We start from the raw sequence: 24,325 nt of genomic DNA, 5'->3' as shown, positions 1-24,325 counted from the left end.
CGTCACTCAATGGTGTTTCAGGGCGAACCACAGCTCCATCCGTACGTCCGCGTCGTCCAGGTCCGTCCCCAGCAGGTCCGCACAGCGGGTGATCCGCTGCCGCACGGTGTTGCGGTGCACGGACAGGGCCACCGCCGTGCGGTCCCAACTGCCGTGCAGGGACAGCCAGGCGCGCAGCGTCTCGGTCAGCGGGGCGTTCGCGGCGATCGGGGCGAGGAGCGCACGGGCGTGGGCCCGGGCCTCGTCTTCGGGCAGCAGGTCCAGCAGACCGGCGCCGGCGCCGTGGCGCACCAGCGCCGAGCGGGTCGCGCGGGCCCGGGCCAGCGCGCGGGCCGCCTGCGCGTCGGCGGCGGGCCAGCCGGCCGGGTCCGTGTCCGCGCTGACGCCGAGGGTCCAGCCCGGCTGCGGCGCCGGCGCCCGCTCGGCCGGGACCAGGATCCGGACGACGTCGTCCGCGAGGTCGACCAGCGGCGAGCCGAGCGCCGCGCCCAGCGCGGAGGCCGCCACGGGATCGGGCGCGTGCGCCTGCGGCCGCGCGTGCACGACGAGCCACCGCTCGCCGCCCAGCAGCGGCGCCACCTCGCCGGGCGCACCGCCCAGCAGCAGCCGCACGAGCGCGGAGGAGCGAGCGGCTCCCGAGCCGCTCTGGTGCTCGCCGGTGAGGAGCGACAGCAGCACGGCGGCGACGGAGGCGATGGTGTGGTCACCGGGGTCGCGCCGGGCCGCCGCGACCCCGAGCACGAACCCCTGCCGTCCCCCGAGCGCGTAGACGGCGAGCCGGGTGCCCGAGGCGGTGGTCTCGGCGGCGGTGGAGGCCACCGGGGCGGCGGAGTCCGGGCGGGCGAGGACGCGGGCGAGCCGGGCCAGCGACGTGTCCTCCGCGCCGGCCGGCCCCGCCGCCGCGATCTGCGTGCCCTCCGGCCCGTAGAGCACCGCGCGTCCGCCGGTCCGCCGGGCGAGCCGGTGCAGCACGGACGACACCGGGTCGGGGCGTGAGGCGGCGGCGGCGAGGCTCTGCTGCGCCTCCGTCACCCGGCGCAGCTCGGCCGTGCGGGCGTGCTCCATCAGCTGCCAGACCGCGCGGGCGACCGCCGAGAACGTCGTCCGCGGCGGCACCTCGAGCAGCGGCAGCCCGTGCGTCTCGCAGGCGTCGGCCAGCGCGCCCGGCACGGTGTCGTGCACGGGCGCGACGCCGAAGCCCAGGGCCGCGCCGCCCGCGGCCACGATCCGCGCGACGTAGTCGTCGAAGGAGGTTCCGGAGCCGGCCGGGTCCGGGATGTGCGCGCCCGCCGTCAGCAGCAGCTCGCCGCCCAGCAGATACGGATACGGGTCGGCCATCTCCGAGGCGTGCGCCCCGTGCAGGACCGTCCCGGGGTCGGACGGCCCGGCGATCTGCCGCAGACCGAGGTCCTCGCGGGCCAGCAGGGCGGCGAGGGGGACCGGCGGGGTCGGGGGTACCACGGGCTCCGACACGATGGACGTTTCCTCCACTGAGTGCGACTGGAGTGATGGAAACGTACACTTCCAGGGTGCTTTTCGACCACCTAGGGTCACTCCCGGCACCCCGGTGGTGTCCCATGAGAAGCAGTGCATACGCGATAAAGCGTAAGGAAGAAGGCATTCGACCATGAGCGGCATCGAGACGCCCCGCGGCCCCGTCGACTCCTCCCGCATCCCGCGGTACGCCGGCCCCGCGACCTTCGCCCGGCTGCCCCGCCTCGACGAGGTCGGCCGTGCCGACGTCGCCGTGGTGGGCGTGCCGTTCGACTCCGGCGTCTCGTACCGGCCGGGCGCCCGCTTCGGCGGCAACGCGATCCGTGAGGCGTCCCGGCTGCTGCGGCCGTACAACCCCGCGCAGGACGCCTCCCCGTTCGCCCTCGCCCAGGTCGCGGACGCGGGCGACATCGCCGCGAACCCCTTCGACATCCATGAGGCCGTCGACACGATCGAGGCCGCGGCGGACGACCTGCTCGGTACGGGCGCGCGCCTCATGACCCTGGGCGGCGACCACACGATCGCCCTGCCCCTGCTGCGCTCGGTGGCGAAGAAGCACGGCCCGGTCGCCCTGCTCCACTTCGACGCCCACCTCGACACCTGGGACACCTACTTCGGCGCCGAGTACACGCACGGCACGCCGTTCCGCCGGGCGGTCGAGGAGGGCATCCTCGACACCGAGGCCCTCTCCCACGTCGGCACCCGCGGCCCGCTCTACGGCAAGCAGGACCTGACCGACGACGAGAAGATGGGCTTCGGCATCGTCACCTCGGCGGACGTCTACCGGCGCGGCGCCGACGAGGTGGCCGACCAGCTGCGGCAGCGCATCGGCGACCGTCCGCTCTACATCTCCATCGACATCGACTGCCTGGACCCGGCGCACGCCCCCGGCACCGGCACCCCCGAGGCCGGCGGCATGACCTCCCGCGAGCTGCTGGAGATCCTGCGCGGCCTGGCGTCGTGCAACCTGGTCTCGGCCGACGTCGTCGAGGTGGCCCCCGCGTACGATCACGCGGAGATCACGTCGGTGGCCGCGTCCCACACGGCGTACGAGCTGACCACGATCATGTCCCGTCAGATCGCCGGGGCGCGCGAGGAGAACGAGGGCAAGTGACCCACGACCACGACCTGGTGCTCCGCCCGACGGCCGCGCAGACGGAGGCCGCCCTGAGCCCTCCCCCCGGCCGCAACGGGGGAGACCTGGTCGTGGAGACCCTGGCCGGGCTCGGCGCGACGACCGTGTTCGGCCTGCCCGGCCAGCACGCGCTCGGCGTGTTCGACGCCCTGCGCCGCTCCGACCTGCGCTACGTCGGCCTGCGGGTGGAGAACAACGCGGGCTTCGCGGCGGACGCCTACGGCAGGATCACCGGCGAGGCGGCCCCCCTGCTGCTGTCGACCGGACCGGGCGCGCTGACGTCCCTGGCGGCCCTGCAGGAGGCGGCGGCCGCGTCCGCCCCGGTGCTGGCGATCAGCAGCCAGATCCCGACCGCGGGCCTGGGCGGCCGCCGCCACGGCTATCTGCACGAACTCCCGGAACAGGCGGCCTCGTTCAGGGGCGTCGTGAAGTCGGTGCACACGGTCCGCGCCCAGTCCCAGATCCCGTCGGCGATCGCACAGGCGTGGAAGTCGGCGCTGTCGGCCCCGCACGGCCCGGTGTGGGTGGAGATCCCGCAGGACGTGCTGCTGGCCGAGACGGCGATCCCCGTGGTGACGGGCGGCGACGCGTTCCCGGACGAGCTGCCCCCGCGTCCCGAACTGACGGCCGTGGCGGCCCGGTTGCTGTCCACCGCCGCCCGCCCGGCGATCGTCGCGGGCGGGGGAGTGGTGAGGTCCGACGCCTCGCGCAAGCTGCGGCAGCTGGCGGAGATGATCGACGCCCCCGTCGTCACGACCTTCGGCGGCAAGGGCGCCTTCCCGTGGAACCACCCGCTGTCCCTGCAGTCCTGGCTGGAGGACCGCCACACGACGGACTTCCTGGAGGACGCGGACGTCCTGCTGGTGGTCGGCTCGGGGCTGGGCGAACTGTCGTCCAACTACCACACGTTCACGCCGCGCGGCCGGGTCGTGCAGATCGAGGCGGACCTCGGGAAGCTGGAGTCCAACCACCCGGCGCTGGGCATCCACGCGGACGCCCGCCTCGCGCTGCAGGCGCTGCTGGAGACGGTGTCCGGGCGGCGGGACCCGACGGCCCCCGAGCGCGTCCAGACCCTCCTGGCGAAGGTCGCCGACCGCATCGCCGCCCAGGAACTCGACCTGGAGCAGGAGGTGTTGGCCTCGGTGCGCAGGGCGCTGCCCGCCGACTCGCCGTCCTTCTGGGACATGACCGTCCTCGCGTACTGGGCATGGTCGGCCTTCGACGCCAAGGGCCCCAACCAGATGCACTCCGCCCAGGGCGCAGGCGGCCTCGGCTACGCCTTCCCGGCGGCGCTGGGCGCGGCGGTCGCCGATCCGACCCGCCCGGTGCTCGCCGTGTCCGGCGACGGCGGCGCCCTGTACTCGATCGCCGAACTGGCCACCGCCCGCCAGCACGACCTGAACGTCACGTGGCTGATCGTCGACGACGGCGGCTACGGCATCCTGCGCGAGTACATGACGGACGCCTTCGGCGAGGCGACGGCCACGGAACTGACCCGCCCCGACTACGCGGCCCTGGCGGAGTCCTTCGGCGTGCCCGGCGTGCGGACGTCCCCGCAGACCCTGGAGGCGGACCTGGCGAAGGCACTGCGCTCACCGGGCCCGTCGGTGGTGGTGCTCCCGGCGGTCCTGCGCATGTTCGCCCCGACGCACCTCGACTGAGCCGCACCCCTCCGGGCCGCACCCCTCGACGCAGGCACGCTCCCGCTGGCCGGGCCAGGCCAGGCCGGGCCCGGCTCGCCTAGCCGATGAGGTGGCTGATGCCGCCGTGTCCGCCCGAGCCGTTCCAGAGCACGGCCGCGAGCCAGAACGGAAACCAGGCGACCCTCTCCGGCAGGAGGCCCGCTCCGAAGAACCAGCCGAGGGTCAGCACGGCCGGCAACAGACAGCAGCACCAGCCGCGCGAGCCTGGCGGGGCGGCCGGGGGAGCGGGGGTCTCGGACATTCCGTCACGCTAGGCGGGGCCGGTGACCTGCGCATGAGTACGCGTACCCAGGCGAACGGAAAGGCACGGTCGCCGTCCGGTGATCGTTGGTACGGTCCCGGCATGTCCGACGCGAACCGATCGCCCGACCTCGACCTCGACCCCGGCCCCGGTCGCGGCCTCGCCCCCGACCCCGGCCCCGTCACCGCCGACGACGTGCGCCACGCGGTCCGGCTGGCCGTCGCCGCCCTGCGGGGCGCGGAGGGCGCCGACTGGGAGGCCGGGGCGGGTTCCCTGGAGTGGAGTTGCCGGGAGACCGTCGAGCACCTCGCCGACGACCTGTTCGCCTACGCCGCCCAACTGGGGCCCGAAGAGCCGCCGTCGGACACGGAGGTGCCGTTCGTCTGGAGCAGCAGAAGGCCCGGCGGGCCGGCGAACGTCGTCTTCGCCGACCGGACGGCCGGAGCGGCCGGTCTGGTGCAGGTGCTGGAGGCGTGCGGGGCGCTGCTGGCGGCCATGGTGCGCACGACGCCGCCGGAGGTCCGCTCGCACCATGTGTTCGGCGCATCCGACCCGGAGGGGTTCGCCGCGATGGGCGTCGTCGAGACGCTGGTGCACCTGCACGACGTCGCCGAGGGGCTCGGCTTCGCGTGGGAGCCGGACGCCGGGCTGTGCGACCGGGCGCTGGCCCGGCTGTTCCCGGACGCCCCGCACGACACCGGCCGGTGGCCCACGCTGCTGTGGGCCACCGGCCGGGGCGAGCTTCCGGGGCACGCGCGCCGCACGCGGTGGCGCTGGTACGGCGCTCCCCGGACGGAGCGTTAGCGCTCGGCAGCGCCGGCCGCCGCGGTTCCGGGGCCGCGCGGCAGCAGAGCGCTACGGAGCCCCGGGGCGCCGTGCCCGCTCCTACCAGATCGCCTCGACCCACTCCGGGTGGTCGATGAACGGGTTGCGGTTGTGCTGGTAGGTGTCGTAGATGACCTGGTTGCGCTTCTCCTCGAAGGCGCTCGGCGGGTCCTCGTCGTTCCATGCCTTGAGGACGGAGAGCCTGCCGATGTACGGGTTGCTGCCGTTGTTGACCTGCTCGTTCGGCTCCAGGTCGGCGAAGCCGTCGCCGCCGTCGTAGCGGACCGCCATGTAGAGGATCATGCGGGCCACGTCGCCCTTGTCGGCGTCGCGCGGCTCGAAGGAGTCGGAGTCGGTGAGGCTGCCGCCGCCGCCCGAGACCGTGCTGCCGCCGTTGTCGAAGTCCTTGTTGCCGCGGATGCTGTTGACCGTCACGTCCGCCGGGCGCAGGTGGTGCAGGTCCGTGCCGGGGCCGGTCACCTCGCCGAAGTCGCCGTGGGACTTGGCCCACACGTGTTCGCGGTTCCAGTCGCCGACGTCGCCGCCGTTGAGGGACTTGCTGCGCGAGACGCCGCTGTACAGCAGGATCACGTTGCTGCTGTTGTTCGGGTCCTGGTCGGTGACCTTCAGCGCGTTCCAGACCGCGGAGTAGGAGATCTTCGAGACGTTGGCGCTGATGATCGTGTGCAGGGACGACTTCAGGCTCGTACCCGTCTTGCCGACCGCGTTCTTGTAGTACGTCGAGTCGTAGGCCGTCGTGGTCGCCGCGGCGGGGGTCGCGGTGAGCGTGGGGGCGGTGATGCCGACCAGGACTGCAGTGGTGGCAAGCGCCACCGACTTCCATCGGCGTATGCGTGTCGCCAGCATGTGGGGTGTCCGATCTACGCGGGTTGATTGAAGGCGGCAATCGGGAGAGTGACATGCACATGCGGTCATGGCAATGAATCTGACATGTCCATCAGATGACGGGATCCGGCAAAACGCCCCTTGCCTACGCGAGTTGGCAACCCGGAACGGCCCCCGACAGAGAGTCGGGGGCCGTCGGTGCTGTACGGGTCAGCTCACGTCGGAGGGGTCCAGGCGGTAGACCGTCGACTGGCTGCGCTGCGAGGTGGACGAGGCGTCCGACTCGGCGGACGACGCCGAAGCCGAGCCGTACTCGCTCGCCTCCACCGCCGTGCCGTTCTTCTGCACCCATGTGGTGATCTCGGCGAGGAGGCCGTTGTCGCCGCCGCCCGGCCCGCCGCCGCTGCCGAGCTGGATGTAGTGCAGCTCGCCCTTCTTCACCAGCTCCTTGAGCCTGGCCAGGGTCATCGCGTTGTCGGAGCCGGTGAAGCCGAACATCGAGATGACGGGCTTGCCGGTGCTGAGGATCATCTGGCCGGCGCTCTGCGAGTTGGACACCGCGATCAGCCAGGTGGCGCCGTCCTGGTGCTTCTCCAGATACGAGACGAGCCCGCTGTCGGCGCCGCCCATGCCGCCGCCGCCCATGCCGCCCCCGCCGTCGGGACCGCCACTGGTCCCCCCGGGGGCGCCGCCCGTCCCGCCGCCCGGAGCCGCGCCGTTCTGGCCGCCGCCCTGGCCGCCGCCCTGGGCGCCGCCGGTGAACTCCCCGCTCCCGCCGCTCTGTTGGCTGTCCTGGCCGCTGTCCTGGCCGTTCGGGGCGCCGTTGGGAGCATCGCCGCCCCGCGTCGTCGGGCCGTTGCCGCCCCCTCCGGGGAACTCGCCGTTCGCCCGGCCGCCCTGTTGCGTACCGCCGGGCATCCGGCCCCCGGGGCCGCCGTCGCCGCCACCGGGACCGCCCATGCCGCCCCCGGTGGAGGGGCCGGCGGTCGGGTTGGTGCCGCCCATCATCCCGCCGGCGGAACCGAAGGCCGGTGAGACCGCGTACGCCGTCGGACCCGCGAGGGCCGCCACGACCGCCGCGGCGACGGACACGCCGAGCAGCCGGACCCTGGTGCCGGAGCTCGCCGACCGCAGGACGCACAGGCCCACGATCGCGAGGGCCGTGACCACGCCGACGGCCGGCCACAGCCAGGCGTTCCAGCCGGTGGCACGGCGCAGCAGCACGACGGCCCAGACGCCGGTGACCGCCAGCCCCGCCGGCAGCACCCACGACCACTTCGCGTCACCGCCGCGGAAGGCGCGCCACAGCATCACGCCGCCGCCCCCGCACAGCGCCGCGATGCCCGGGGCGAGCGCGGTCGTGTAGTACGGGTGCATCGTGCCCTCGGCCATGGCGAAGGTCAGGTAGTGCAGCACCAGCCAGCCGCCCCACAGGACCAGGGCGGCGCGCGTCACGTCGGTGCGCGGGGCGCGCCCGCACAGCACCAGGCCGGCGACGAGCGCGACGCCCGCGAAGGGGATCAGCCAGGAGATCTGACCGCCGAGGATGTCGTTGAACATCCGGCCGATTCCCGCGGTCCCGGCGAAGGTGCCGCCCCCGCCGCCCCCGCCGCCGTTGCCCTCGCCGCCGAGGACCCGGCCGAGGCCGTTGTAGCCCATGATCAGGTCCCAGGCGCTGCCGTCGGTCGAACCGCCGATGTACGGCCGGTCGTCGGCGGGTACGAGCGAGACCGCCGCGGCCCACCAGAAGCTGGAGACGGCCAGCGCCACGGCCGCGAGCGCCAGGTTGACGGCCTTCTTCCGCCGGCCGAGCCGCGACGCGTACACGTACACGGCGAAGACGGCGGGCAGGGCGATGTAGCCCTGGAGCATCTTGGTGTTGAAGGCGAGCCCGAAGCACACCGCTGAGCCGATGAGCGGCAGCAGCCGGTCGTCGCGGGTGGCGCGCAGGGCGAGGGCCGCGCCCGCGACCATCAGCAGCACCAGAACGGTGTCGGGGTTGTTGTCGCGGTTGATGGCGACCGTGATCGGGGTCAGCGCGAGGACGAGTGCCGCGACGACGGCGGCCGCATGCCCGAACACCCGCTTCACGGAAGCGTGCAGGATCCAGATCGTGCCCAGCGCCGCCGCGACCTCCGGCAGCATCATCTGCCAGGTGCCGAAGCCGAGGATCCGGCAGGACAGGCCCATGACCATGAGCGCGAACGGCGGCTTGTCGACGGTGATGAAGTTCCCGGCGTCCAGTGAGCCGAAGAACCACGCCTCCCAGCTCTTCGTGCCGCTGTAGATCGCGGCGCTGTAGTAGCTGTTGAGACTGTCGCCCGACAGGTTCCAGGAGTAGAGCACCGCGGCGAGGAGCAGGATCGCGATCAGCGCGGGGAGCGACCAGCGCGGCGCCCGGTCCGGCGGAGGCGACGGGGGTCCCCCCGCTCGAGCGGAGCCGGGAGTGGGTGAGGGGACCGTCTCGGAGGCCGTCGGCGGCGCGCAGTCCGGGGACGCGGGCGAGGACGCGGTCGGGTGGGGGAGGGGATCGGTGGCAGAGGTCACCACTGCACGATGCGTACCGCCCATGAGCGAGGGCTGTGCTCCACCTGGGGACGACCTGTGGCTGGACCTGCGGCCGGACCTGCGGCTGGACGAACGGGCGGTGCCGCGCGTGGCCCGAACTCCCCTTCATGGGAACGTGAGTACAACTTTCGTACGGACGTGTGAGTCAACGTGGCATGACTCACCGGACTACCAGACGCAGGAGAGGACTGGTCGCCACGGCTCTGGGCGCCGGCATCCTCATCACCGGCGTGAGCGCCGCGCCCGCCTCGGCCGCCACCTCGACCGTCAGCTGTACGTCGGACAAGGCCGCTCTCGCGACCAAACTGAAGAAGGACATCACCGCCGCCCTCGCCAACCGCAGGGGCACGGTCGCCGTCGGCCTCTACGACCGCACCGCCAACACCACCTGCAACCTGCGCGCTTCGACCGCCTTCGACTCGGCCAGCGTCGTCAAGGTGACCGTCCTGTCCGCGCTGCTGTGGGACGCGCAGAAGACCGGCCGGGCGCTGACCAGCCGTGAGAAGACCCTCGCCACCGCGATGATCACCAAGTCGGACAACGCCTCCACCTCCACCCTGTGGAAGCAGCTCGGCCTGACGAAGATCAAGGGCTTCCTCACGGCCGCGAAGATGACGCAGACCAAGCCCGGCGCGAACAACTACTGGGGCCTGACCCAGATCACCGTCAACGACGAGCAGAAGCTGCTGAAGCTGCTCACCGCCAAGAACGCCGTCCTCACCGACGCCTCGCGCTCCTACGTCAACACGCTGATGAGCCAGGTCGTCTCCTCGCAGCGCTGGGGCACCCCTTACGGGCGGCCCTCCGCCGTCAACTGGCACGTCAAGAACGGCTGGCTGTCGCGGGCCACCAACGGCTGGCGGGTGCACAGCGTCGGCACCTTCAAGGGCGGCGGCCACGACTACGTCATCACCGTCCTGACCCACGGCAACAGCACGATGGACTACGGCATCGCGACCATCCAGGGCGTCGCCAAGGTCATCCACAGGGACCTCGCCGCGTCCTGAACCCGGGGCCGGGTTCCTCGACGCCTCGTCCCACCGCAACGCCGTGTCCCACCGCGCGTCACCGGCCCGCCCTACGGTGACGCCATGCGCCTGCGAACCGTACTCGCCACCTTCACCGCCGGCCTGGCGGCGGCCGTCTGTCCGACCGCCGCCGGGACCGCGGACGCCGGCACGCCGGCGTCCCACGCCTGCTCGCCCGCCGTCTCGGTCGACCGCTTCTCCGACGCGCTCGACAAGACCACGTACGACGGCTCCTTCGTCGGCAACCTCTCCGCCCTCGCCCTGGACCGGGACGGCTCCCTCGCCGCCCTCTCCGACCGCTCCACCCTCTTCGGCCTGGACGCGAAGACCCTCGCCCCGAAGTCGGCCGTCCCGCTCGCCGACGAGAACGGCGCCGCGCTCGACAGCGAGGGACTCGTCGTGGACCGGGACGGCACCCGGCTGATCACCTCCGAGACCGAGCCGTCCGTCCGCCGCCACGGCGCCGACGGCCGGATCCTCGACCGTCTCCCGGTCCCGTCCTCCCTGCTCGTCGCGCCCGCCGGCCGGGCCACGACCAACCAGACCTTCGAGGGTCTGACCCTCCTGCCCGGCGGCCGCACCCTCCTCGCGTCGATGGAGTACGCGATCTCCGGGGACAGCGCGGGCATCGTCCGCTTCCAGACCTGGACCCGGACCGGGGGCGACCGCTTCCGGCTCGGCGCGCAGTACGCCTACCGCACCGACACCGGCCTCGGCGTCCCCGAGGTCCAGGCCCTGCCCGACGGCCGCCTGCTGGTCCTGGAGCGCGGCTTCACCTCCGGCGTCGGCAACACGGTCCGCCTCTACCTGGCCGACCCGCGCCACGCGACGGACACCGCCGGCATCGTGAACCTGACGGGCCGAAGCGGCGTACGCCTGATCGGGAAGACCCTCCTGACCGACCTCGTGACGTGCCCGTCACTGGGAGCGACGGCCAAGCAGCCCCAGCCGAACCCCCTCCTGGACAACATCGAGGGCATGGCGGTCACGGGCCGAGAGAAGGACGGGCTCGAGGTCGTCCTGGTGAGCGACGACAACCAGAACGCGGCCCAGACCACCCGCTTCCTCTTCCTGCGGGTACGGGTCGGACGCTGACGGCGCGGGGCCGTGCCGAGGGCCGGCCGCGCCGCGCGGGCGCGACGGGCAGCCCGGGCGAATTGTTGCAGCGGGATGAAATCCGCTCCCTGTGGCGTTGGTGCCTTCCGGCAGAGCAGGACGACAGGAAGGCACCGGCGTGGCAGCGCAGCAGGGGGAGCAGCGGCGGGGCTGGGCGCGCAGACTGGCCCGGTATGCCTGGCGTCATCCGGCGTACGTCGTCCTCGCCCTCGGCTCCTCCCTCGCCGGCATGGCCGTCATGGCGCTGGTCCCGCTGGTCACCAAGGTGATCATCGACGACGTCGTCGGCGACCACACCCGTGACATGGCCCCCTGGGCGGGCGCCCTGCTCGCCGCCGCCGTCCTCGTCTACGCCCTCACCTTCGTCCGCCGCTACTACGGCGGACGGCTCGCCCTCGACGTCCAGCACGATCTGCGGACCGAGATGTTCGAGACGATCACCCGGCTCGACGGCCGCCGGCAGGACGAGCTGTCCACCGGCCAGGTGGTCGGCCGTGCCACCAGCGACCTCCAGCTCATCCAGGGCCTGCTCTTCATGCTCCCGATGACGATCGGGAACCTGCTCCTCTTCCTGATCTCCCTGGTGATCATGGCGTGGCTGTCGATCCCGCTGACCCTGGTCGCCCTGGCGGTGGCGCCCGCCCTGGCGTACATCGCCAGGCGCAGCCGGACCAAGCTCCACCCCGCCACCTGGTACGCCCAGGCCCAGGCGGCGGCGGTGGCCGGCGTGGTCGACGGCGCCGTCAGCGGCGTACGCGTGGTGAAGGGGTTCGGGCAGGAGGAGCAGGAGACGGGCAAGCTGCGCGAGGTCGGCCGCCGCCTCTTCGCCGGCCGGCTGCGCACGATCCGCCTGAACTCGGCCTACACCCCCGCCCTCCAGGCGGTCCCCGCCCTCGGCCAGGTCGCCATGCTGGCGCTCGGCGGCTGGCTGGCCGTGCGCGGCCACATCACCCTCGGCACCTTCGTCGCGTTCTCCACCTACCTCGCCCAGCTCGTCGGCCCGGTCCGGATGCTCGCCGTGGTCCTCACCGTCGGCCAGCAGGCCCGCGCGGGCACCGAGCGCGTCCTCGAGCTGATCGACACCGAGCCGTCGATGACGGACGGCGTGAAGGAACTGCCCGCCGACGCGCCCGCCACCGTCGAGTTCGACGACGTCGCGTTCGGCTACGACCCCGACCACCCCGTCCTCGACGGCCTCACGTTCGAGATCCGCCCCGGCGAGACCCTCGCGGTCGTCGGCTCCTCGGGCTCGGGGAAATCGACCGTCTCCCTCCTCCTGCCGCGCTTCTACGACGTCACCCGGGGCGCGGTCCTCATCGGCGGCCACGACGTCCGCGAGCTCACCCTCGACTCGCTGCGGGCCGCGATCGGCCTGGTCCCCGAGGACTCGTTCCTCTTCTCGGACACCGTCCGCGCCAACATCGCCTACGGGCGCCCCGACGCCACCCAGGAGCAGATCGAGGCCGCCGCCCGCGCCGCCCAGGCCGACCGTTTCATCGCCGACCTGCCCCGCGGATACGACACCAAGGTCGGCGAGCACGGCCTCACCCTCTCCGGCGGCCAGCGTCAGCGCGTCGCGCTCGCCCGCGCCATCCTCACCGACCCGCGCCTGCTGGTCCTGGACGACGCCACCTCCGCCGTGGACGCGGCCGTGGAGCACGAGATCCACGAGGCGCTGAAACAGGTCATGCAGGGCCGCACCACCCTCCTCATCGCCCACCGCCGCTCCACCCTCAACCTCGCCGACCGCATCGCCGTCCTCGACGCCGGCCGGCTCGCCGACCTCGGCACCCACGAGGAGCTGCAGGAACGCTCCCCGCTCTACCGCCGCCTGCTCACCGACCCCGACGAGCTCGGCGGCGTCTCCCCCGGCCACGCCCAGCCGGTCGTGCCGGGCGAGGACACCTCCGTCCGCGACGAGCTGGACGCCGAGTTCGATGCCGAGCGGGGCGTGACCCCCCGGCTGTGGACCGGTGACCGCGAGCCGAAGGACACCGCGCTGGCCGGGTCGCCGGCCACCCCCGAGCTCCTCGCCCAGGTCGAGGCGCTGCCCCCGGCGGCCGACACGCCCGGCGTCGACGAGGGCCGGGCGGTCCAGCCGGAGGAGTCGTACGGCCTGCGCAGGCTGCTGCGCGGCTTCGGCGCGCCGCTCCTGATCAGCCTCGCCCTGGTCGCCGTCGACGCCGGGACGAGCCTGCTGCTGCCGGTGATGATCCGGCACGGCATCGACCAGGGCGTGACCCGGATGGCGCTGGGCGCCGTCTGGACGGCCTCCCTGCTCGCCCTGCTCGCCGTGCTGGTGCAGTGGGTCGCGCAGACCGGCGAGATCCGGATGACCGGGCGCACCGGCGAACGCGTCCTCTACACCCTGCGCCTGAAGATCTTCGCCCAGCTCCAGCGTCTCGGACTCGACTACTACGAGCGGGAGCTGACCGGCCGGATCATGACGAGGATGACGACCGACGTCGACGCCCTGTCCACGTTCCTGCAGACCGGCCTGGTCACGGCCTTCGTCTCGGTCGTGACCTTCTTCGGCATCATGGTCGCCCTGCTGGTGATCGACGTACAGCTGGCGCTGGTCGTCTTCGCGACGCTCCCGCCCCTGATCGTCGCCACCTACTTCTTCCGCCGGGCGAGCGTGAAGGCGTACGAACTGGCCCGCGAGCGGGTGTCGACGGTCAACGCCGACCTGCAGGAGTCGGTGTCCGGGCTGCGGATCGTGCAGGCCTTCCGGCGCGAGCGGGACGGCGGGGAGCGGTTCGCGGAGCGCTCCGACAGCTACCGCCGGGCGCGGGTGCGAGGTCAGTGGCTGATCTCCGTGTACTTCCCGTTCGTGCAGCTGCTGTCGTCGGTCGCGGCGGCGGCCGTGCTGATCGTGGGCGCGGGCCGGGTCGACGCGGCGACCCTCACGACCGGCGCGCTGGTCGCCTACCTCCTCTACATCGACCTGTTCTTCGCCCCCGTCCAGCAGCTCTCCCAGGTCTTCGACGGCTACCAGCAGGCGACCGTCTCCCTGGGCCGCATCCAGGAGCTGCTGCGGGAGCCGACGTCCACGAAGCCAGCCGAGGAAGCGCAGCGGGTGGTGTCCCTGCGCGGTGAGATCGCCTTCGAGGACGTGCACTTCGCGTACGGCTCCGCCGACGAGCCCGAAGAGGCCCTGAGCGGGATCGAGTTGCGCATCCCCGCCGGCCAGACCGTCGCGTTCGTCGGCGAGACCGGCGCCGGCAAGTCGACCCTCGTCAAGCTGGTGGCGCGCTTCTACGACCCCACCGGCGGCCGGGTCACCGTCGACGGCACGGACCTGCGCTCCCTGGACCTCACCTCCTACCGCCACCGCCTGGGCGTCGTCCCGCAGGAGGCGTACCTCTTCCCCGGCACCGTCCGCGACGCCATCGCCTACGGCCGGCCCGAGGCCACCGACGCCGAGGTGGAGGCGGCGGCCCGGGCGGTCGGCGCGCACGAGATGATCGCCACCCTCGACGGCGGCTACCTGCACGAGGTCGCCGAGCGCGGCCGCAACCTCTCGGCGGGCCAGCGCCAGCTGATCGCGCTGGCCCGCGCCGAGCTCGTCGACCCGGACGTCCTGCTCCTCGACGAGGCGACGGCCGCCCTTGACCTGGCCACGGAAGCCCAGGTCAACCAGGCCACGGACCGTCTGGCAGGCCGCCGCACGACCCTGGTGGTCGCCCACCGCCTGACCACCGCCGCCCGCGCGGACCGCGTCGTGGTGATGGACCACGGCCGGGTCGTGGAGGACGGCACGCACGACGAACTGCTCACCCTCGACGGCCGCTACGCCCACCTGTGGCGCACGTTCGTGGGAGAGGACACGCCCGCGGCGGTCTGACCGGGGGCGGGGTCCGCCGACCGGGCTGCGCCGGTCGCCGGACGGGGCCGAGCGCGGGGCCCGGGGTCTCTTCGGCGGGCGGGTCCCGGCGGCGGCCGTGCAACCATCCGACGCCTGTCGTGCGTCCGTACATCAGTACGGGCATCGCGTGCGGCAGGCGCGCACGGCGAACGTGGGAGGGGACCGGGACCGTGGGCACAGGCGCGTCGGGGTCGAAGGGTGCGTGGAGCGCGACCGGCAGACGACTGGCGGTGGGACTGGTCCTGCTGATCGTGTCCGCGCTGCTCGCCGTCGCCGCGCCGGGCAGTGCCCAGGCCGCCGCCTCCTCGTCCTGCCCGGGCCGCAAGGTGCGCACCCTGCCCTTCTCCACCGGCTCCGTGCTGGTCTACCGGAGCGGCGGTTCCGTCTGCGCGGTCACCGTCCAGAAGAACACGGGCGCCAAGCGGCTGATCTCGGTGAGCCTGCAGGCGCGGGGGCATCTGGCCGTGCCGAAGGCGAGGCTCCACACCCGCAGTTCACCGCCGGTGCAGGTGTACGCGGGCCACCGCGATGTGCGGGTGACGGGCGCGGTGGCCGGCGGCTCGTACCGTTCGGCCTGGTTCCGGTGCTGACTCTGCCTGCGCAGGATCAACCCCCTCTGGTGTGACGGGTGTTGCTCCGATACCTTCCGGCGACGCACATAAGTCTCACAGGGAGGGTGCACGCGCATGCGCACAGCGCTCAGATGGCTGCTCGCGCTCACGGTGCTCATAGGCACGCTGAGCACGGCGGGAGCGGCGACCGCCGCGGAGCCGGAGGCCACCGACATCAAGGACCGGCTCCTCGCGGTACCGGGCATGAGCCTGATCGAGGAGAAGCCGTACCCCGGCTACCGCTACTTCGTCCTGAACTACACCCAGCCGGTGGACCACCGGCACCCCTCCGAGGGCACCTTCCAGCAGCGGATCACCGTGCTGCACAAGGACGTGAGCCGCCCGACGGTCTTCTACACCGGCGGCTACAACGTCTCCACCAACCCCGGCCGCCGTGAGCCCACCCAGATCGTGGACGGCAACCAGGTCTCCATGGAGTACCGCTACTTCACGCCGTCCCGTCCCGCCCCGGCCGACTGGTCCAAGCTGGACATCTGGCAGGCGGCGAGCGACCAGCACCGCATCTTCAAGGCGCTGAAGAAGATCTACGGCAAGAACTGGATCTCCACGGGAGGTTCCAAGGGCGGCATGACGGCCACCTACTACGAGCGCTTCTACCCCAGGGACATGGACGGCGTCGTCGCCTACGTCGCCCCCAACGACGTCGTGAACGACGAGGACTCGGCCTACGACCGCTTCTTCGCCTCCGTCGGCACCAAGGAGTGCCGCGACCGGCTGAACGCCGTACAGCGTGAGGCGCTCGTGCGCCGGACGCCGCTGGAGAAGAAGTACGAGGCGTACGCGGCGGAGAACGGCTACACCTTCACCACCATCGGCAGCCTGGACCGCGCCTACGAGGCGGTCGTGCTGGACTACGTGTGGGGCTTCTGGCAGTACAGCCTGCTCTCCGACTGCGGCTCGATCCCGGCGGACGCGGCCACGGCGACCGACGACGAGATCTGGAACTCGGTCGACGCGATCTCCGGTTTCTCCGCCTACGCCGACCAGGGCCTGGCCACGTACACGCCGTACTACTACCAGGCGGGCACCCAGCTCGGCGCGCCCACCATCCACTTCCCGCACGTCGAGAAGAAGTACATCCGCTACGGCTACCAGCCGCCGCGCAACTTCGTCCCCCGCGACATTCCGATGAAGTTCCAGCCGTGGGCGATGCGCGACGTCGACACGTGGGTGAAGCACAACGCCCGGCACATGCTCTTCGTCTACGGCCAGAACGACCCGTGGGGCGCGGAGCCGTTCCGGCTGGGCAAGGGCGCGAAGGACAGCTACGTCTTCACCGCCCCCGGCCTGAACCACGGCGCGAACGTGGCAGGCCTGGTCGCGGACCAGAAGACGCTGGCCACGGCCCGCATCCTGGAGTGGGCGGGCGTCCCGGCGCCGGCCGTCTCCCAGGCCAAGCCCCTGGCGAAGTTCGACGCCAGGCTGGACGTGCGCGACGTGGAACGCGAGCCGGCGCTGCGTCCGTAGCGTGAGCGCGGCTCACACGCGCCGCGCGCTGTCCGGCGCGGCGGGGTCGTCGTCGAGCCGACGGAGAGGGCCGTGGACGGCGGGCACCGCGCCCGCGTGTCCACGGCCCTCACCGCTGTGCGCGCGCCGCGGGGCGGGCGGCGGGCCGCTAGGGCCTCTCGTACGTCAGGCCGTGTCCGATCGGGTAGAGCACCCGGGCGGGGTCGTCCGCCCGTTGTACGGGCACCGGGAGTCCTCCGCGTGGCGTCACCGTCCCGGCGATCACCCGGGCGGCTGCCCGCAGTTCGACGTCGGTCCAGCAGTAGGTCGCCAAGGACGCCGTGGCGAAGGGAAGTTGGGCCACGTCGTACGGGTTGCGGATCGCGGCCGCCACCACCGGCCGACCGGTCGCCGCCAGTTGCCGCACCAGCGTCCGCTGGGGGCTGTCCGCCGTGACGTTGTAGGTCGTGACCACCACGGCGTCGGCCCCGTCCGCGGCCGCCACCGCCCGCGTGATCGTCTCGGGGTCGGGCGCCGTGCCCGTGGACAGGGCCGTCGCCGTGAAGCCCAGTTCGGTGAGGGCGGCGGCGAGGACCTGGGTGGGCGGGCCCGTGGTGCCGGAGGGGGAGGCCGGGTCGGCGCCCAGCACCAGGAGCCGGGGGTGGGTCCGGGGGGACAACGGGAGCAGCGGACCCTCGTTGACCAGCAGGGTCGTCGTCCGCTCGGCGAGCCGGTCGGCCGCCTCGAGGTGCGCCCGCGCGCCGGCCGTCCGTCCGGCGTCGGCCACGTCGACGTACGGCTCGTCGAACAGGCCGAGCCGCGCCTTCAGGCGCAGGATGCGCAGCACCGACTCGTCGAGCCGCTGCTCGGTCAGCTCGCCGTCCTGCACGGCGTTCAGGACGGCGTTCCAGGCCACGTCCAGCTTCGGCGGGTTGAGGAGCTGGTCGACGCCGGCCTTGAGCGCCAGCACCGGCACCCGGTCGTCGCCGTACTTCGTGCGCACGCCCGCCATGTCGAGGGCGTCGGTGACCACGACGCCGTCGTAGCCGAGCTGCTCGCGCAGGATGCCGGTGACGACGGGACGGGAGAGGGTGGCGGGGTCGCCGGAGGCGTCGAGGGAGGGGACCAGGATGTGCGCGGTCATCAGGGAGTCCACGCCGGCCGCGATCGCCGCCCGGAAGGGCGCCGCGTCCAGCGTCTCCCACATCTGACGTGTGTGGGTGATGACGGGGAAGCCGGTGTGGCTGTCGACCGCGGTGTCGCCGTGCCCGGGGAAGTGCTTGGCGGTCGCCGCCACCCCCGCCGCCCGGTAGCCCTCGGCCTCCGCGGCGACCAGGCCTGCCACCGCGTCCGGGTCGGCGCCGAAGGAGCGGACGCCGATGACCGGGTTGGCCGGGTTGACGTTGACGTCGGCGACGGGGGAGTAGTCCTGCCGGATGCCCATGGCCCGCAGCTCGCGGCCCGCGAGCAGCCCGAGGGTGCGGGCGTCGTCCCGGTCGCCCCCCGCGCCGATCGCCATGGCGCCCGGGAAGAGGGTGGCGGGCCTGCCCACGCGGCAGACGACGCCGTGCTCCTGGTCGGTGGAGATCAGCACCGGCAGTCCGCGCGGCTGCCCCAGCGAGGCCCGCTGGATCCCGTTGGAGAGACCCGCGATCTGCGCCGGGCCACGGGTGTTGTGCGCCCAGGCGAAGTAGATGATCCCGCCGAGCCGGTAACGGGCGACCAGTTCGGCGGCCGTGCGCACGCCGAAGTCGGCGAGGTTGGCGTCGGCGTCGGCCTGGTCGGGCGCGGTCGCCGAGTGGCCGTGGACCCGCGAGACGAAGACCTGGCCGACCTTCTCCCGCAGGGTCATCCGGGAGAGGAGGGCGTGGAGCCGACGGTCGTCCGCCCGGGCCGTGCCGCCCGCGGCGAGGGCGGCGGTGACGCCGGCGCCGGCGGCGAGGGCGGTGGTGACGCCGGCGGTGGCGGCGAGGAGGGTGCGTCTGGAGGGCATGTGCGCTCCTTCCGGAGGGGGGCCGGTGGCGCACGCTACCTGTGGGGGCGCCGCCATCGGCGCATTGGAGGGGGGCGCGCCGACGACGGCTCGGCTGCCGCCGCGGTGCGGCGGAGAGGGTGGGTCAGCGATCGCAGCCGCGAGGGCCGACACCGCACCGAGGAGATCTTCCGGCAGCCTGCGGGTTGGACGAGCGGGAACCGACCGGGGTTCCCGCTCGCACCCGGAATCCGCGAAGTCGGAACGCGTGCGACGAGAGGGCACTCCTGAGACGTTCCCCCGGCTCAGGCCCGCCCTCCGACGACGCGGCTCGGCGTCCGCCCCGGAGCCGGAGCCGGAGCCGGGGCCGGGGCAGGACGAGGCGGCGCGGCCCCCGGGTCAGCCGGCCGCCGCGTGCGGCCACTGCTCGCGCAGCACCCGTACCGTCTCCGCGATCGCCGGCCGGCGGGCCGCGCCCGTGCGCCACAGCGCGTACAGCCGTCGCACGGGCGTCGGGTCGAGCGGCACCTCCACCACCCCCGGCGGCAGCGGGCCGCGCCCGAGCCGCGGGATGAGGGCGACCCCGAGACCGGCTGCGACCAGGGCGACGAGGGTCGGGTTCTCCTCGGCCGTGTGGACGAGGTCGGGTTCGTGTCCCGCCGCGCGCAGCGTGCGCACCAGCCAGTCGTGGCAGACCCGGCCCGGCGGCTGACAGATCCACCGCTCGCCGCCCAGCTCCTCGCGCCGCACGCCCGTCCGCCCGGCGAAGGGATGCCCCTCGGGGACCAGCAGATCGCACCGGTCGTCCCCGATCACCGCGTGCTCGACGCCGGCCGGGGCGGGCAGCGGCGCGATGTCCCAGTCGTGCGCGACGGCGAGGTCCACGGCGCCCTTGGCCACCAGGTCCACCGACAGGTGCGGGTCGACCTCGCTGAGCCGGGCGTCCAGTGCGGGGTGCTCGCGGGCCAGTTCGGCGAGGACGGACGGCAGCAGGCCGCGGGCCGCCGACGGGAACGCCACGACGGTCAGCCGCCCGGCCGGCACCCCGCGCCGCTCCTCCAGCTCAGTCTCGGCGCGCTCCACGATCGCCAGCAACTCCTGGGCCGCGCTGACGAGTTGCAGCGCCTCGTCGGTGAGTCTGACGCCGCGCCCCTCCCGCTCCAGCAGCACCGTCCGGGTCTCCCGCTCCAGCTTGGCGAGCTGCTGGGAGACGGCCGACGGGGTGTAGCCGAGGGCGGCCGCCGCCGCTCCGACCGTGCCGTGGACCGAGACGGCGTGCAGGGCGCGCAGGCGCTGGAGATCGAGCACGGAGAACTCCTGTGTCCCGGCGAAGGATCAGCGTTGCTTCATCCAACCATGCAGCGATCGTCGCTGGTGCTTCACGGTCGGGGCGGGTGATCCTCGACGCATGCGCCCCGCCCACCTCGCCCTCGCCGTCCTCGTCGCCGCCGTCTGGGGCGTCAACTTCACCGTCATCGAGATCGGCCTCGGCCACTTCCCGCCGCTGCTCTTCTCGGCCCTGCGCTTCCTGGTGGCCGCCCTGCCCGCGGTGTTCCTGGTGGGCCGCCCGAAGGTGGCCTGGACGTGGATCCTCGCGGTGGGACTGGTCCTGGGCGTGGCGAAGTTCGGGCTGCTGTTCGTCGGCATGGACGCGGGCATGCCGGCCGGACTGTCCTCCCTGGTCCTGCAGATACAGTCGGTTTTCACCGCCGCCATCGCCTTCGCGGTGCTCGGCGAACGTCCGACCCGGGTCCGTCTGCTGGGCATGGCCGTCGCCCTGGCCGGCATCGGCGTGGCGGCGGCGGACGAGGGCGCCTCGGGCCCGCTCGGCGCGTTCGCGCTGGTCGTCGCGGCGGCGGCCTGCTGGGGCGCGTCCAACGTGCTCACCCGCAAGGCCTCCCCGCCGGACGCGCTCAACTTCATGGTGTGGGTGAGCACGGTCCCGGTCCTGCCGCTGCTCGGCCTCTCCCTCCTGACCGAGGGCCCGGCACGGGACCTGGCCGCCCTGCGCGACCTGGACTGGCAGGGCGCCGGCACGGTCTTCTACGTCGCCTGGGTCACGACCGTCTTCGGGTTCGGCGCCTGGGGCTGGCTGCTGCGCCGCCACCCGGCGTCCACGGTGGCCCCCTTCTCCCTCCTGGTCCCGGTCTTCGGCATGACGTCGGCGGCCCTGTTCCTCGGTGAGTCGGTGAGCGGTCCGCGCTGGTGCGCGGCCGCCCTGCTGGTGGGCGGGGTGGCGCTGACCTCCCTGGCGCCGGCGGGGAAGACGGTCCGGCCGCCCCTTCGGTCCGCCGCCGGTCCGGCCGTCCGGCCGGGGCCGGGGGAAGCCGTCCCGACGCCCGTCCATCCCGTGGACGCACCGGCGACGGAGCGGACCGGGGCGGGATCATGAAGGGCATGGCCCTCGTCGACATCCCCGGCTCCAAGTCCATCACCGCCCGCGCCCTGTTCCTGGCCGCGGCCGCCGACGGAGTCACCACCCTCCGGCGCCCCCTCCGCTCGGACGACACCGAGGGGTTCGCCGAGGGCCTGACCCGGCTCGGCTACCGCGTCGGACGGACACCGGACGCCTGGCAGGTCGACGGCCGCCCGCAGGGACCGGCGCTCGCCGAGGCGGACGTGTACTGCAGGGACGGCGCGACCACGGCACGCTTCCTGCCCGCCCTCGCCGCCGCGGGCCACGGCGTCTACCACTTCGACGCCTCCGCCCAGATGCGCCGCCGCCCCCTCCTGCCGCTCACCCGTGCCCTGCGCGAGCTGGGCGTGGACCTGCGGCACGAGGAGGCGGAGGGCCACCATCCGCTGACCGTGCGCGCGGCCGGCGTCGAGGGCGGGGAGGTCGTGCTGGACGCCGGTCAGTCCTCCCAGTACCTGACCGCCCTGCTGCTGCTCGGCCCGCTGACCCGCACCGGCCTGCGCGTCACCGTCACGGAGCTGGTCTCGGCGCCCTACGTGGAGATCACGACCGCGATGATGCGGGCGTTCGGGGCGGAGGTGGGGCGCGAGGGAAACACCTACGTCGTGCCGCCTGGCGGTTACCGGGCCACCGCCTACGCGATCGAACCCGACGCCTCCACCGCGAGCTACTTCTTCGCCGCGGCCGCCGTCACCGGCGCCGAGGTGACCGTGCCGGGCCTCGGTGAAGGCGCACTCCAGGGCGACCTCGGCTTCGTCGACGTGCTGCGGCGGATGGGCGCCCGGGTCGAGATCGGCGCCGACCGCACCACCGTGGCCGGGACCGGCGAACTGCGCGGCGTCACCGTCAACATGCGGGACATCTCCGACACCATGCCGACGCTCGCCGCGATCGCCCCCTTCGCCTCCGGACCCGTGCGCATCGAGGACGTGGCGAACACGCGGGTGAAGGAGTGCGACCGGCTCGAGGCCTGCGCGCAGAACCTCCGGCGGATGGGCGTGGAGGTGGCCACGGGCCCGGACTGGATCGAGATCCGGCCGGGCGCCGCCCCGACAGGCGCCGAGGTCACGACGTACGGCGACCACCGCATCGTCATGTCCTTCGCGGTGACCGGGCTGCGCGTCCCCGGAATCTCGTTCGACGACCCCGGCTGCGTCCGCAAGACTTTCCCCGGCTTCCACGAGGCGTTCGCGGAACTGCGCGATCTGCCGACCGGGCAACCGAGGACGTGCTGAGACAGCGGCTGGGAAAGGGCGGCGTCGGGTGAGCTTCGTGATGGAGGGACCGGTCCTGGAGGGCGCGCTGGTGCGCCTCGAGCCGCTGGAGCGGCGGCACGCCGCCGAGTTGGCGGTGGCGGCGGAGGAGAACCGGGAGACGTACGCCTTCACCTGGGTGCCCCGGGCGCACGAGATCGGCGACTACGTCGACGCCCAGCTCGCCCGCGCGGCGACCGGCCGGCTCGCGCCCTACGCGCAGATCTCCCTCGCCTCCGGCCGGGCGGTCGGCGCGACCTCGTACTGGGAGCCGCGTTCCTGGCGGTCCGACGACCAACTGGACGCCGTCGAGGTCGGTTTCACCTGGCTCGCCGGCTCCGCCCAGGGCACGGGCGTCAACGCCGAGGCCAAGCTCCTGCTCTTCCGGCACGCCTTCACGCAGTGGGGCGTGGCGCGGGTGGACCTCAAGACGGACGCCCGCAACCGCCGCTCCCGCGCGGCCATCGAGAGCGTCGGCGCCCGCTTCGAGGGCGTCCTGCGCAACTGGTCCCGCTCCTGGGCGCCGGGCGAGGACGGCAGGCTGCGCGACTCCGCGATCTTCTCCATCACGGCGGACGAATGGCCGGAGTGCGAACGACGGCTGTCCGACCGAGTCGCCGGCTTCCGCACCCGCACGCGGGTGTCCGGCTGACCGCGCCTGTCGCCGCACGTGGGCGGGTACCGGCTGCTCTCGCCCGTCGCCGCACATGCGCGGGTGTCCGCCGGACTGACCGCGCGCGTCACGCGTGCGCGGTCAGTCCGGCGGACCGTGCTCGTCAGGTCGGTCACGCGGCCGGGCCGCCCGTTCTCACACGGAGTCGTTGAGCAGCCGCCCCAGGTGCGCGCGTCCGTCGTCCAGGAGTCCCTCCAGCGGCGCGGCGGACTCGTACCAACGCTTCTCGTACTCCCAGCACAGCCAGCCGTCCCACCCGTGCCGGGCCAGGACCTCGACGCACTCGGCGAGCGGCAGCACCCCGGCGCCCAGCGCCAGCGGAGTGGTGTCCTCGGCCGAGGAGATGTCCTTGACCTGCACATAGCCGAGGAACGGCGAGAGCGCCGCGTACGTGTCCTGCGGCTGCTCGCCGCCCAGCCAGGTGTGCATGACGTCCCACAGCGCGCCGACCTGCCGGTGCCCGACCGGTCCGAGGATCCGGATGACGTCCGCGCCGGTGCGGTGCGAGTCGTGGGTCTCCACCAGGATGCGCACGCCGAGGTCGGCCGCGTGCTCGGCGGCGGTCCCGAGCCGCCGGGCCGCGACGGCGTCGGCGTCCGAGTCGGTCTGGTCGTCGGACGCGCCCGGGAAGACGCGGACGAACGGCGCGCCGAGGTCGCGGGCGAGGCCGACGAGGCCGCGGATCTCCTCGAGCACCGGCTCGTCGACCCCCGGCGCGGCGACCCGCGCGTACCCCGCGACCCCCAGGATCTCGACGCCGGCCGCCTTGAACTCGGCGGCGACGTCGGTGCGTTCTTCGGGGCTCAGCCCCGGGTGGACCGGCTCCTCGGGATGGGCGCGCAACTCCACGCCGTGATAACCGTGCGCGACCGCGAGCCGCAGCACTTCGGAAACGGGCAGACCAGGGACACCGAGGGTGGAGAAGGCGAACTTCATGCTCACCACTGTCACCCGGACGCGGCTCGCGGGTCCAGTGGAGACGGAAGTATCGTGAATGTACGTACTGGTATGTACGAGCCCAGAGGCTCGCACGGGACCCGGCCTGCCGGCCTGCACCCTGCACCCTGCACGCGACCCTCACATGCCCCGGCGGCTCACACCCCGGCCCT

18 protein-coding genes are annotated in these 24,325 nt (G+C 73.4%); 11 read left to right on the top strand and 7 right to left on the bottom strand.

Annotated elements, in window-relative coordinates; genetic code table 11:
* Positions 1-6 precede the first annotated feature (6 nt).
* Complete coding sequence (locus ACZ7DE_RS08455; RefSeq protein WP_470758944.1) at positions 7-1,473, bottom strand: PucR family transcriptional regulator; 1,467 nt, start codon at positions 1,471-1,473, stop codon at positions 7-9.
* Between the two features lie 154 nt (positions 1,474-1,627).
* Here ACZ7DE_RS08455 and speB point away from each other — a divergent pair, with 154 nt between their 5' ends.
* Both speB and ACZ7DE_RS08445 read left to right on the top strand, forming a co-directional pair.
* Positions 1,628-2,608 (top strand): agmatinase, encoded by a 981-nt coding sequence (speB, locus tag ACZ7DE_RS08450; protein WP_470758943.1) that lies wholly within the window; start codon positions 1,628-1,630, stop codon positions 2,606-2,608.
* Entirely contained in the window at positions 2,605-4,290 is a 1,686-nt protein-coding gene (locus ACZ7DE_RS08445; RefSeq protein ID WP_470758942.1) for a thiamine pyrophosphate-binding protein, read from the top strand. Before speB ends, ACZ7DE_RS08445 begins: the two co-directional genes overlap by 4 nt.
* Before the next feature lie 79 nt (positions 4,291-4,369).
* Here ACZ7DE_RS08445 and ACZ7DE_RS08440 read toward each other — a convergent pair whose 3' ends face one another.
* Entirely contained in the window at positions 4,370-4,573 is a 204-nt protein-coding gene (locus ACZ7DE_RS08440; protein ID WP_470758941.1) for a hypothetical protein, read from the bottom strand.
* A gap of 102 nt (positions 4,574-4,675) precedes the next feature.
* Between ACZ7DE_RS08440 and ACZ7DE_RS08435 the strand changes: the two genes are divergently transcribed.
* Entirely contained in the window at positions 4,676-5,377 is a 702-nt protein-coding gene (locus ACZ7DE_RS08435) for a hypothetical protein (protein WP_470758940.1), read from the top strand.
* A gap of 81 nt (positions 5,378-5,458) precedes the next feature.
* On the opposite strand, the gene ACZ7DE_RS08430 is transcribed toward ACZ7DE_RS08435, so the two are convergent.
* Both ACZ7DE_RS08430 and ACZ7DE_RS08425 read right to left on the bottom strand, forming a co-directional pair.
* Positions 5,459-6,265 carry an endonuclease I family protein gene (locus tag ACZ7DE_RS08430; RefSeq protein ID WP_470758939.1) on the bottom strand — a complete coding sequence of 269 codons (807 nt, stop codon included), beginning with the start codon at positions 6,263-6,265 and terminating at the stop codon, positions 5,459-5,461.
* Positions 6,266-6,454: 189 nt separating this feature from the next.
* Positions 6,455-8,791, bottom strand: coding sequence for a mannosyltransferase YkcB-related protein (locus ACZ7DE_RS08425; protein WP_470758938.1), 2,337 nt, complete (start codon positions 8,789-8,791; stop codon positions 6,455-6,457).
* A gap of 176 nt (positions 8,792-8,967) precedes the next feature.
* On the opposite strand from ACZ7DE_RS08425, the gene ACZ7DE_RS08420 reads away from it, so the two are divergent.
* The 5 genes from ACZ7DE_RS08420 to ACZ7DE_RS08400 all read left to right on the top strand — a co-directional run bounded on the left by ACZ7DE_RS08420 (position 8,968) and on the right by ACZ7DE_RS08400 (position 16,923).
* Complete coding sequence (locus ACZ7DE_RS08420) at positions 8,968-9,819, top strand: serine hydrolase (protein WP_470758937.1); 852 nt, start codon at positions 8,968-8,970, stop codon at positions 9,817-9,819.
* Positions 9,820-9,903: 84 nt separating this feature from the next.
* Positions 9,904-10,935 carry an esterase-like activity of phytase family protein gene (locus tag ACZ7DE_RS08415; RefSeq protein ID WP_470758936.1) on the top strand — a complete coding sequence of 344 codons (1,032 nt, stop codon included), beginning with the start codon at positions 9,904-9,906 and terminating at the stop codon, positions 10,933-10,935.
* A 139-nt stretch (positions 10,936-11,074) separates the two neighbouring features.
* Positions 11,075-14,803 carry an ABC transporter ATP-binding protein gene (locus ACZ7DE_RS08410; protein WP_470758935.1) on the top strand — a complete coding sequence of 1,243 codons (3,729 nt, stop codon included), beginning with the start codon at positions 11,075-11,077 and terminating at the stop codon, positions 14,801-14,803.
* Between the two features lie 191 nt (positions 14,804-14,994).
* Positions 14,995-15,414, top strand: coding sequence for a hypothetical protein (locus ACZ7DE_RS08405; RefSeq protein WP_470758934.1), 420 nt, complete (start codon positions 14,995-14,997; stop codon positions 15,412-15,414).
* A gap of 96 nt (positions 15,415-15,510) precedes the next feature.
* Entirely contained in the window at positions 15,511-16,923 is a 1,413-nt protein-coding gene (locus ACZ7DE_RS08400) for a S28 family serine protease (RefSeq protein WP_470758933.1), read from the top strand.
* Positions 16,924-17,071: 148 nt separating this feature from the next.
* On the opposite strand, the gene ACZ7DE_RS08395 is transcribed toward ACZ7DE_RS08400, so the two are convergent.
* Together ACZ7DE_RS08395 and ACZ7DE_RS08390 are read right to left on the bottom strand one after the other, a co-directional pair.
* Positions 17,072-18,895 carry a glycoside hydrolase family 3 protein gene (locus tag ACZ7DE_RS08395; protein WP_470758932.1) on the bottom strand — a complete coding sequence of 608 codons (1,824 nt, stop codon included), beginning with the start codon at positions 18,893-18,895 and terminating at the stop codon, positions 17,072-17,074.
* Positions 18,896-19,273: 378 nt separating this feature from the next.
* Positions 19,274-20,182, bottom strand: coding sequence for a LysR family transcriptional regulator (locus tag ACZ7DE_RS08390; RefSeq protein WP_470758931.1), 909 nt, complete (start codon positions 20,180-20,182; stop codon positions 19,274-19,276).
* A gap of 100 nt (positions 20,183-20,282) precedes the next feature.
* On the opposite strand from ACZ7DE_RS08390, the gene ACZ7DE_RS08385 reads away from it, so the two are divergent.
* Genes ACZ7DE_RS08385 through ACZ7DE_RS08375 form a run of 3 tightly spaced genes read left to right on the top strand, consistent with a single transcriptional unit; the run spans position 20,283 to position 23,195 of the window.
* Entirely contained in the window at positions 20,283-21,266 is a 984-nt protein-coding gene (locus ACZ7DE_RS08385; RefSeq protein ID WP_470758930.1) for an EamA family transporter, read from the top strand.
* Between the two features lie 5 nt (positions 21,267-21,271).
* The gene (gene aroA / locus ACZ7DE_RS08380) at positions 21,272-22,525 is read left to right on the top strand and encodes a 3-phosphoshikimate 1-carboxyvinyltransferase (protein ID WP_470758929.1); all 1,254 of its coding nucleotides are present in this window, start codon (positions 21,272-21,274) and stop codon (positions 22,523-22,525) included.
* A 28-nt stretch (positions 22,526-22,553) separates the two neighbouring features.
* Entirely contained in the window at positions 22,554-23,195 is a 642-nt protein-coding gene (locus tag ACZ7DE_RS08375; RefSeq protein WP_470758928.1) for a GNAT family N-acetyltransferase, read from the top strand.
* A 156-nt stretch (positions 23,196-23,351) separates the two neighbouring features.
* Here ACZ7DE_RS08375 and ACZ7DE_RS08370 read toward each other — a convergent pair whose 3' ends face one another.
* The gene (locus ACZ7DE_RS08370) at positions 23,352-24,152 is read right to left on the bottom strand and encodes a sugar phosphate isomerase/epimerase family protein (protein ID WP_470758927.1); all 801 of its coding nucleotides are present in this window, start codon (positions 24,150-24,152) and stop codon (positions 23,352-23,354) included.
* Between the last annotated feature and the right edge of the window lie 173 nt (positions 24,153-24,325).

The organism is Streptomyces sp. NPDC037083 (assembly GCF_055606485.1).
Note: the sequence above shows the minus strand (reverse complement) of the source record. Positions and strands in the feature narration are given on the sequence as shown.

Bases quoted from the DNA above. Each gene is read 5' to 3' on its own strand.
- speB (WP_470758943.1), top strand. From the start codon at position 1,628: ATGAGCGGCATCGAGACGCCCCGCGGCCCCGTCGACTCCTCCCGCATC.
- ACZ7DE_RS08440 (WP_470758941.1), bottom strand. From the start codon at position 4,573: ATGTCCGAGACCCCCGCTCCCCCGGCCGCCCCGCCAGGCTCGCGCGGC.
- ACZ7DE_RS08435 (WP_470758940.1), top strand. From the start codon at position 4,676: ATGTCCGACGCGAACCGATCGCCCGACCTCGACCTCGACCCCGGCCCC.
- ACZ7DE_RS08430 (WP_470758939.1), bottom strand. From the start codon at position 6,265: ATGCTGGCGACACGCATACGCCGATGGAAGTCGGTGGCGCTTGCCACC.
- ACZ7DE_RS08420 (WP_470758937.1), top strand. From the start codon at position 8,968: ATGACTCACCGGACTACCAGACGCAGGAGAGGACTGGTCGCCACGGCT.
- ACZ7DE_RS08415 (WP_470758936.1), top strand. From the start codon at position 9,904: ATGCGCCTGCGAACCGTACTCGCCACCTTCACCGCCGGCCTGGCGGCG.
- ACZ7DE_RS08400 (WP_470758933.1), top strand. From the start codon at position 15,511: ATGCGCACAGCGCTCAGATGGCTGCTCGCGCTCACGGTGCTCATAGGC.
- ACZ7DE_RS08395 (WP_470758932.1), bottom strand. From the start codon at position 18,895: ATGCCCTCCAGACGCACCCTCCTCGCCGCCACCGCCGGCGTCACCACC.
- ACZ7DE_RS08385 (WP_470758930.1), top strand. From the start codon at position 20,283: ATGCGCCCCGCCCACCTCGCCCTCGCCGTCCTCGTCGCCGCCGTCTGG.
- aroA (WP_470758929.1), top strand. From the start codon at position 21,272: ATGGCCCTCGTCGACATCCCCGGCTCCAAGTCCATCACCGCCCGCGCC.
- ACZ7DE_RS08370 (WP_470758927.1), bottom strand. From the start codon at position 24,152: ATGAAGTTCGCCTTCTCCACCCTCGGTGTCCCTGGTCTGCCCGTTTCC.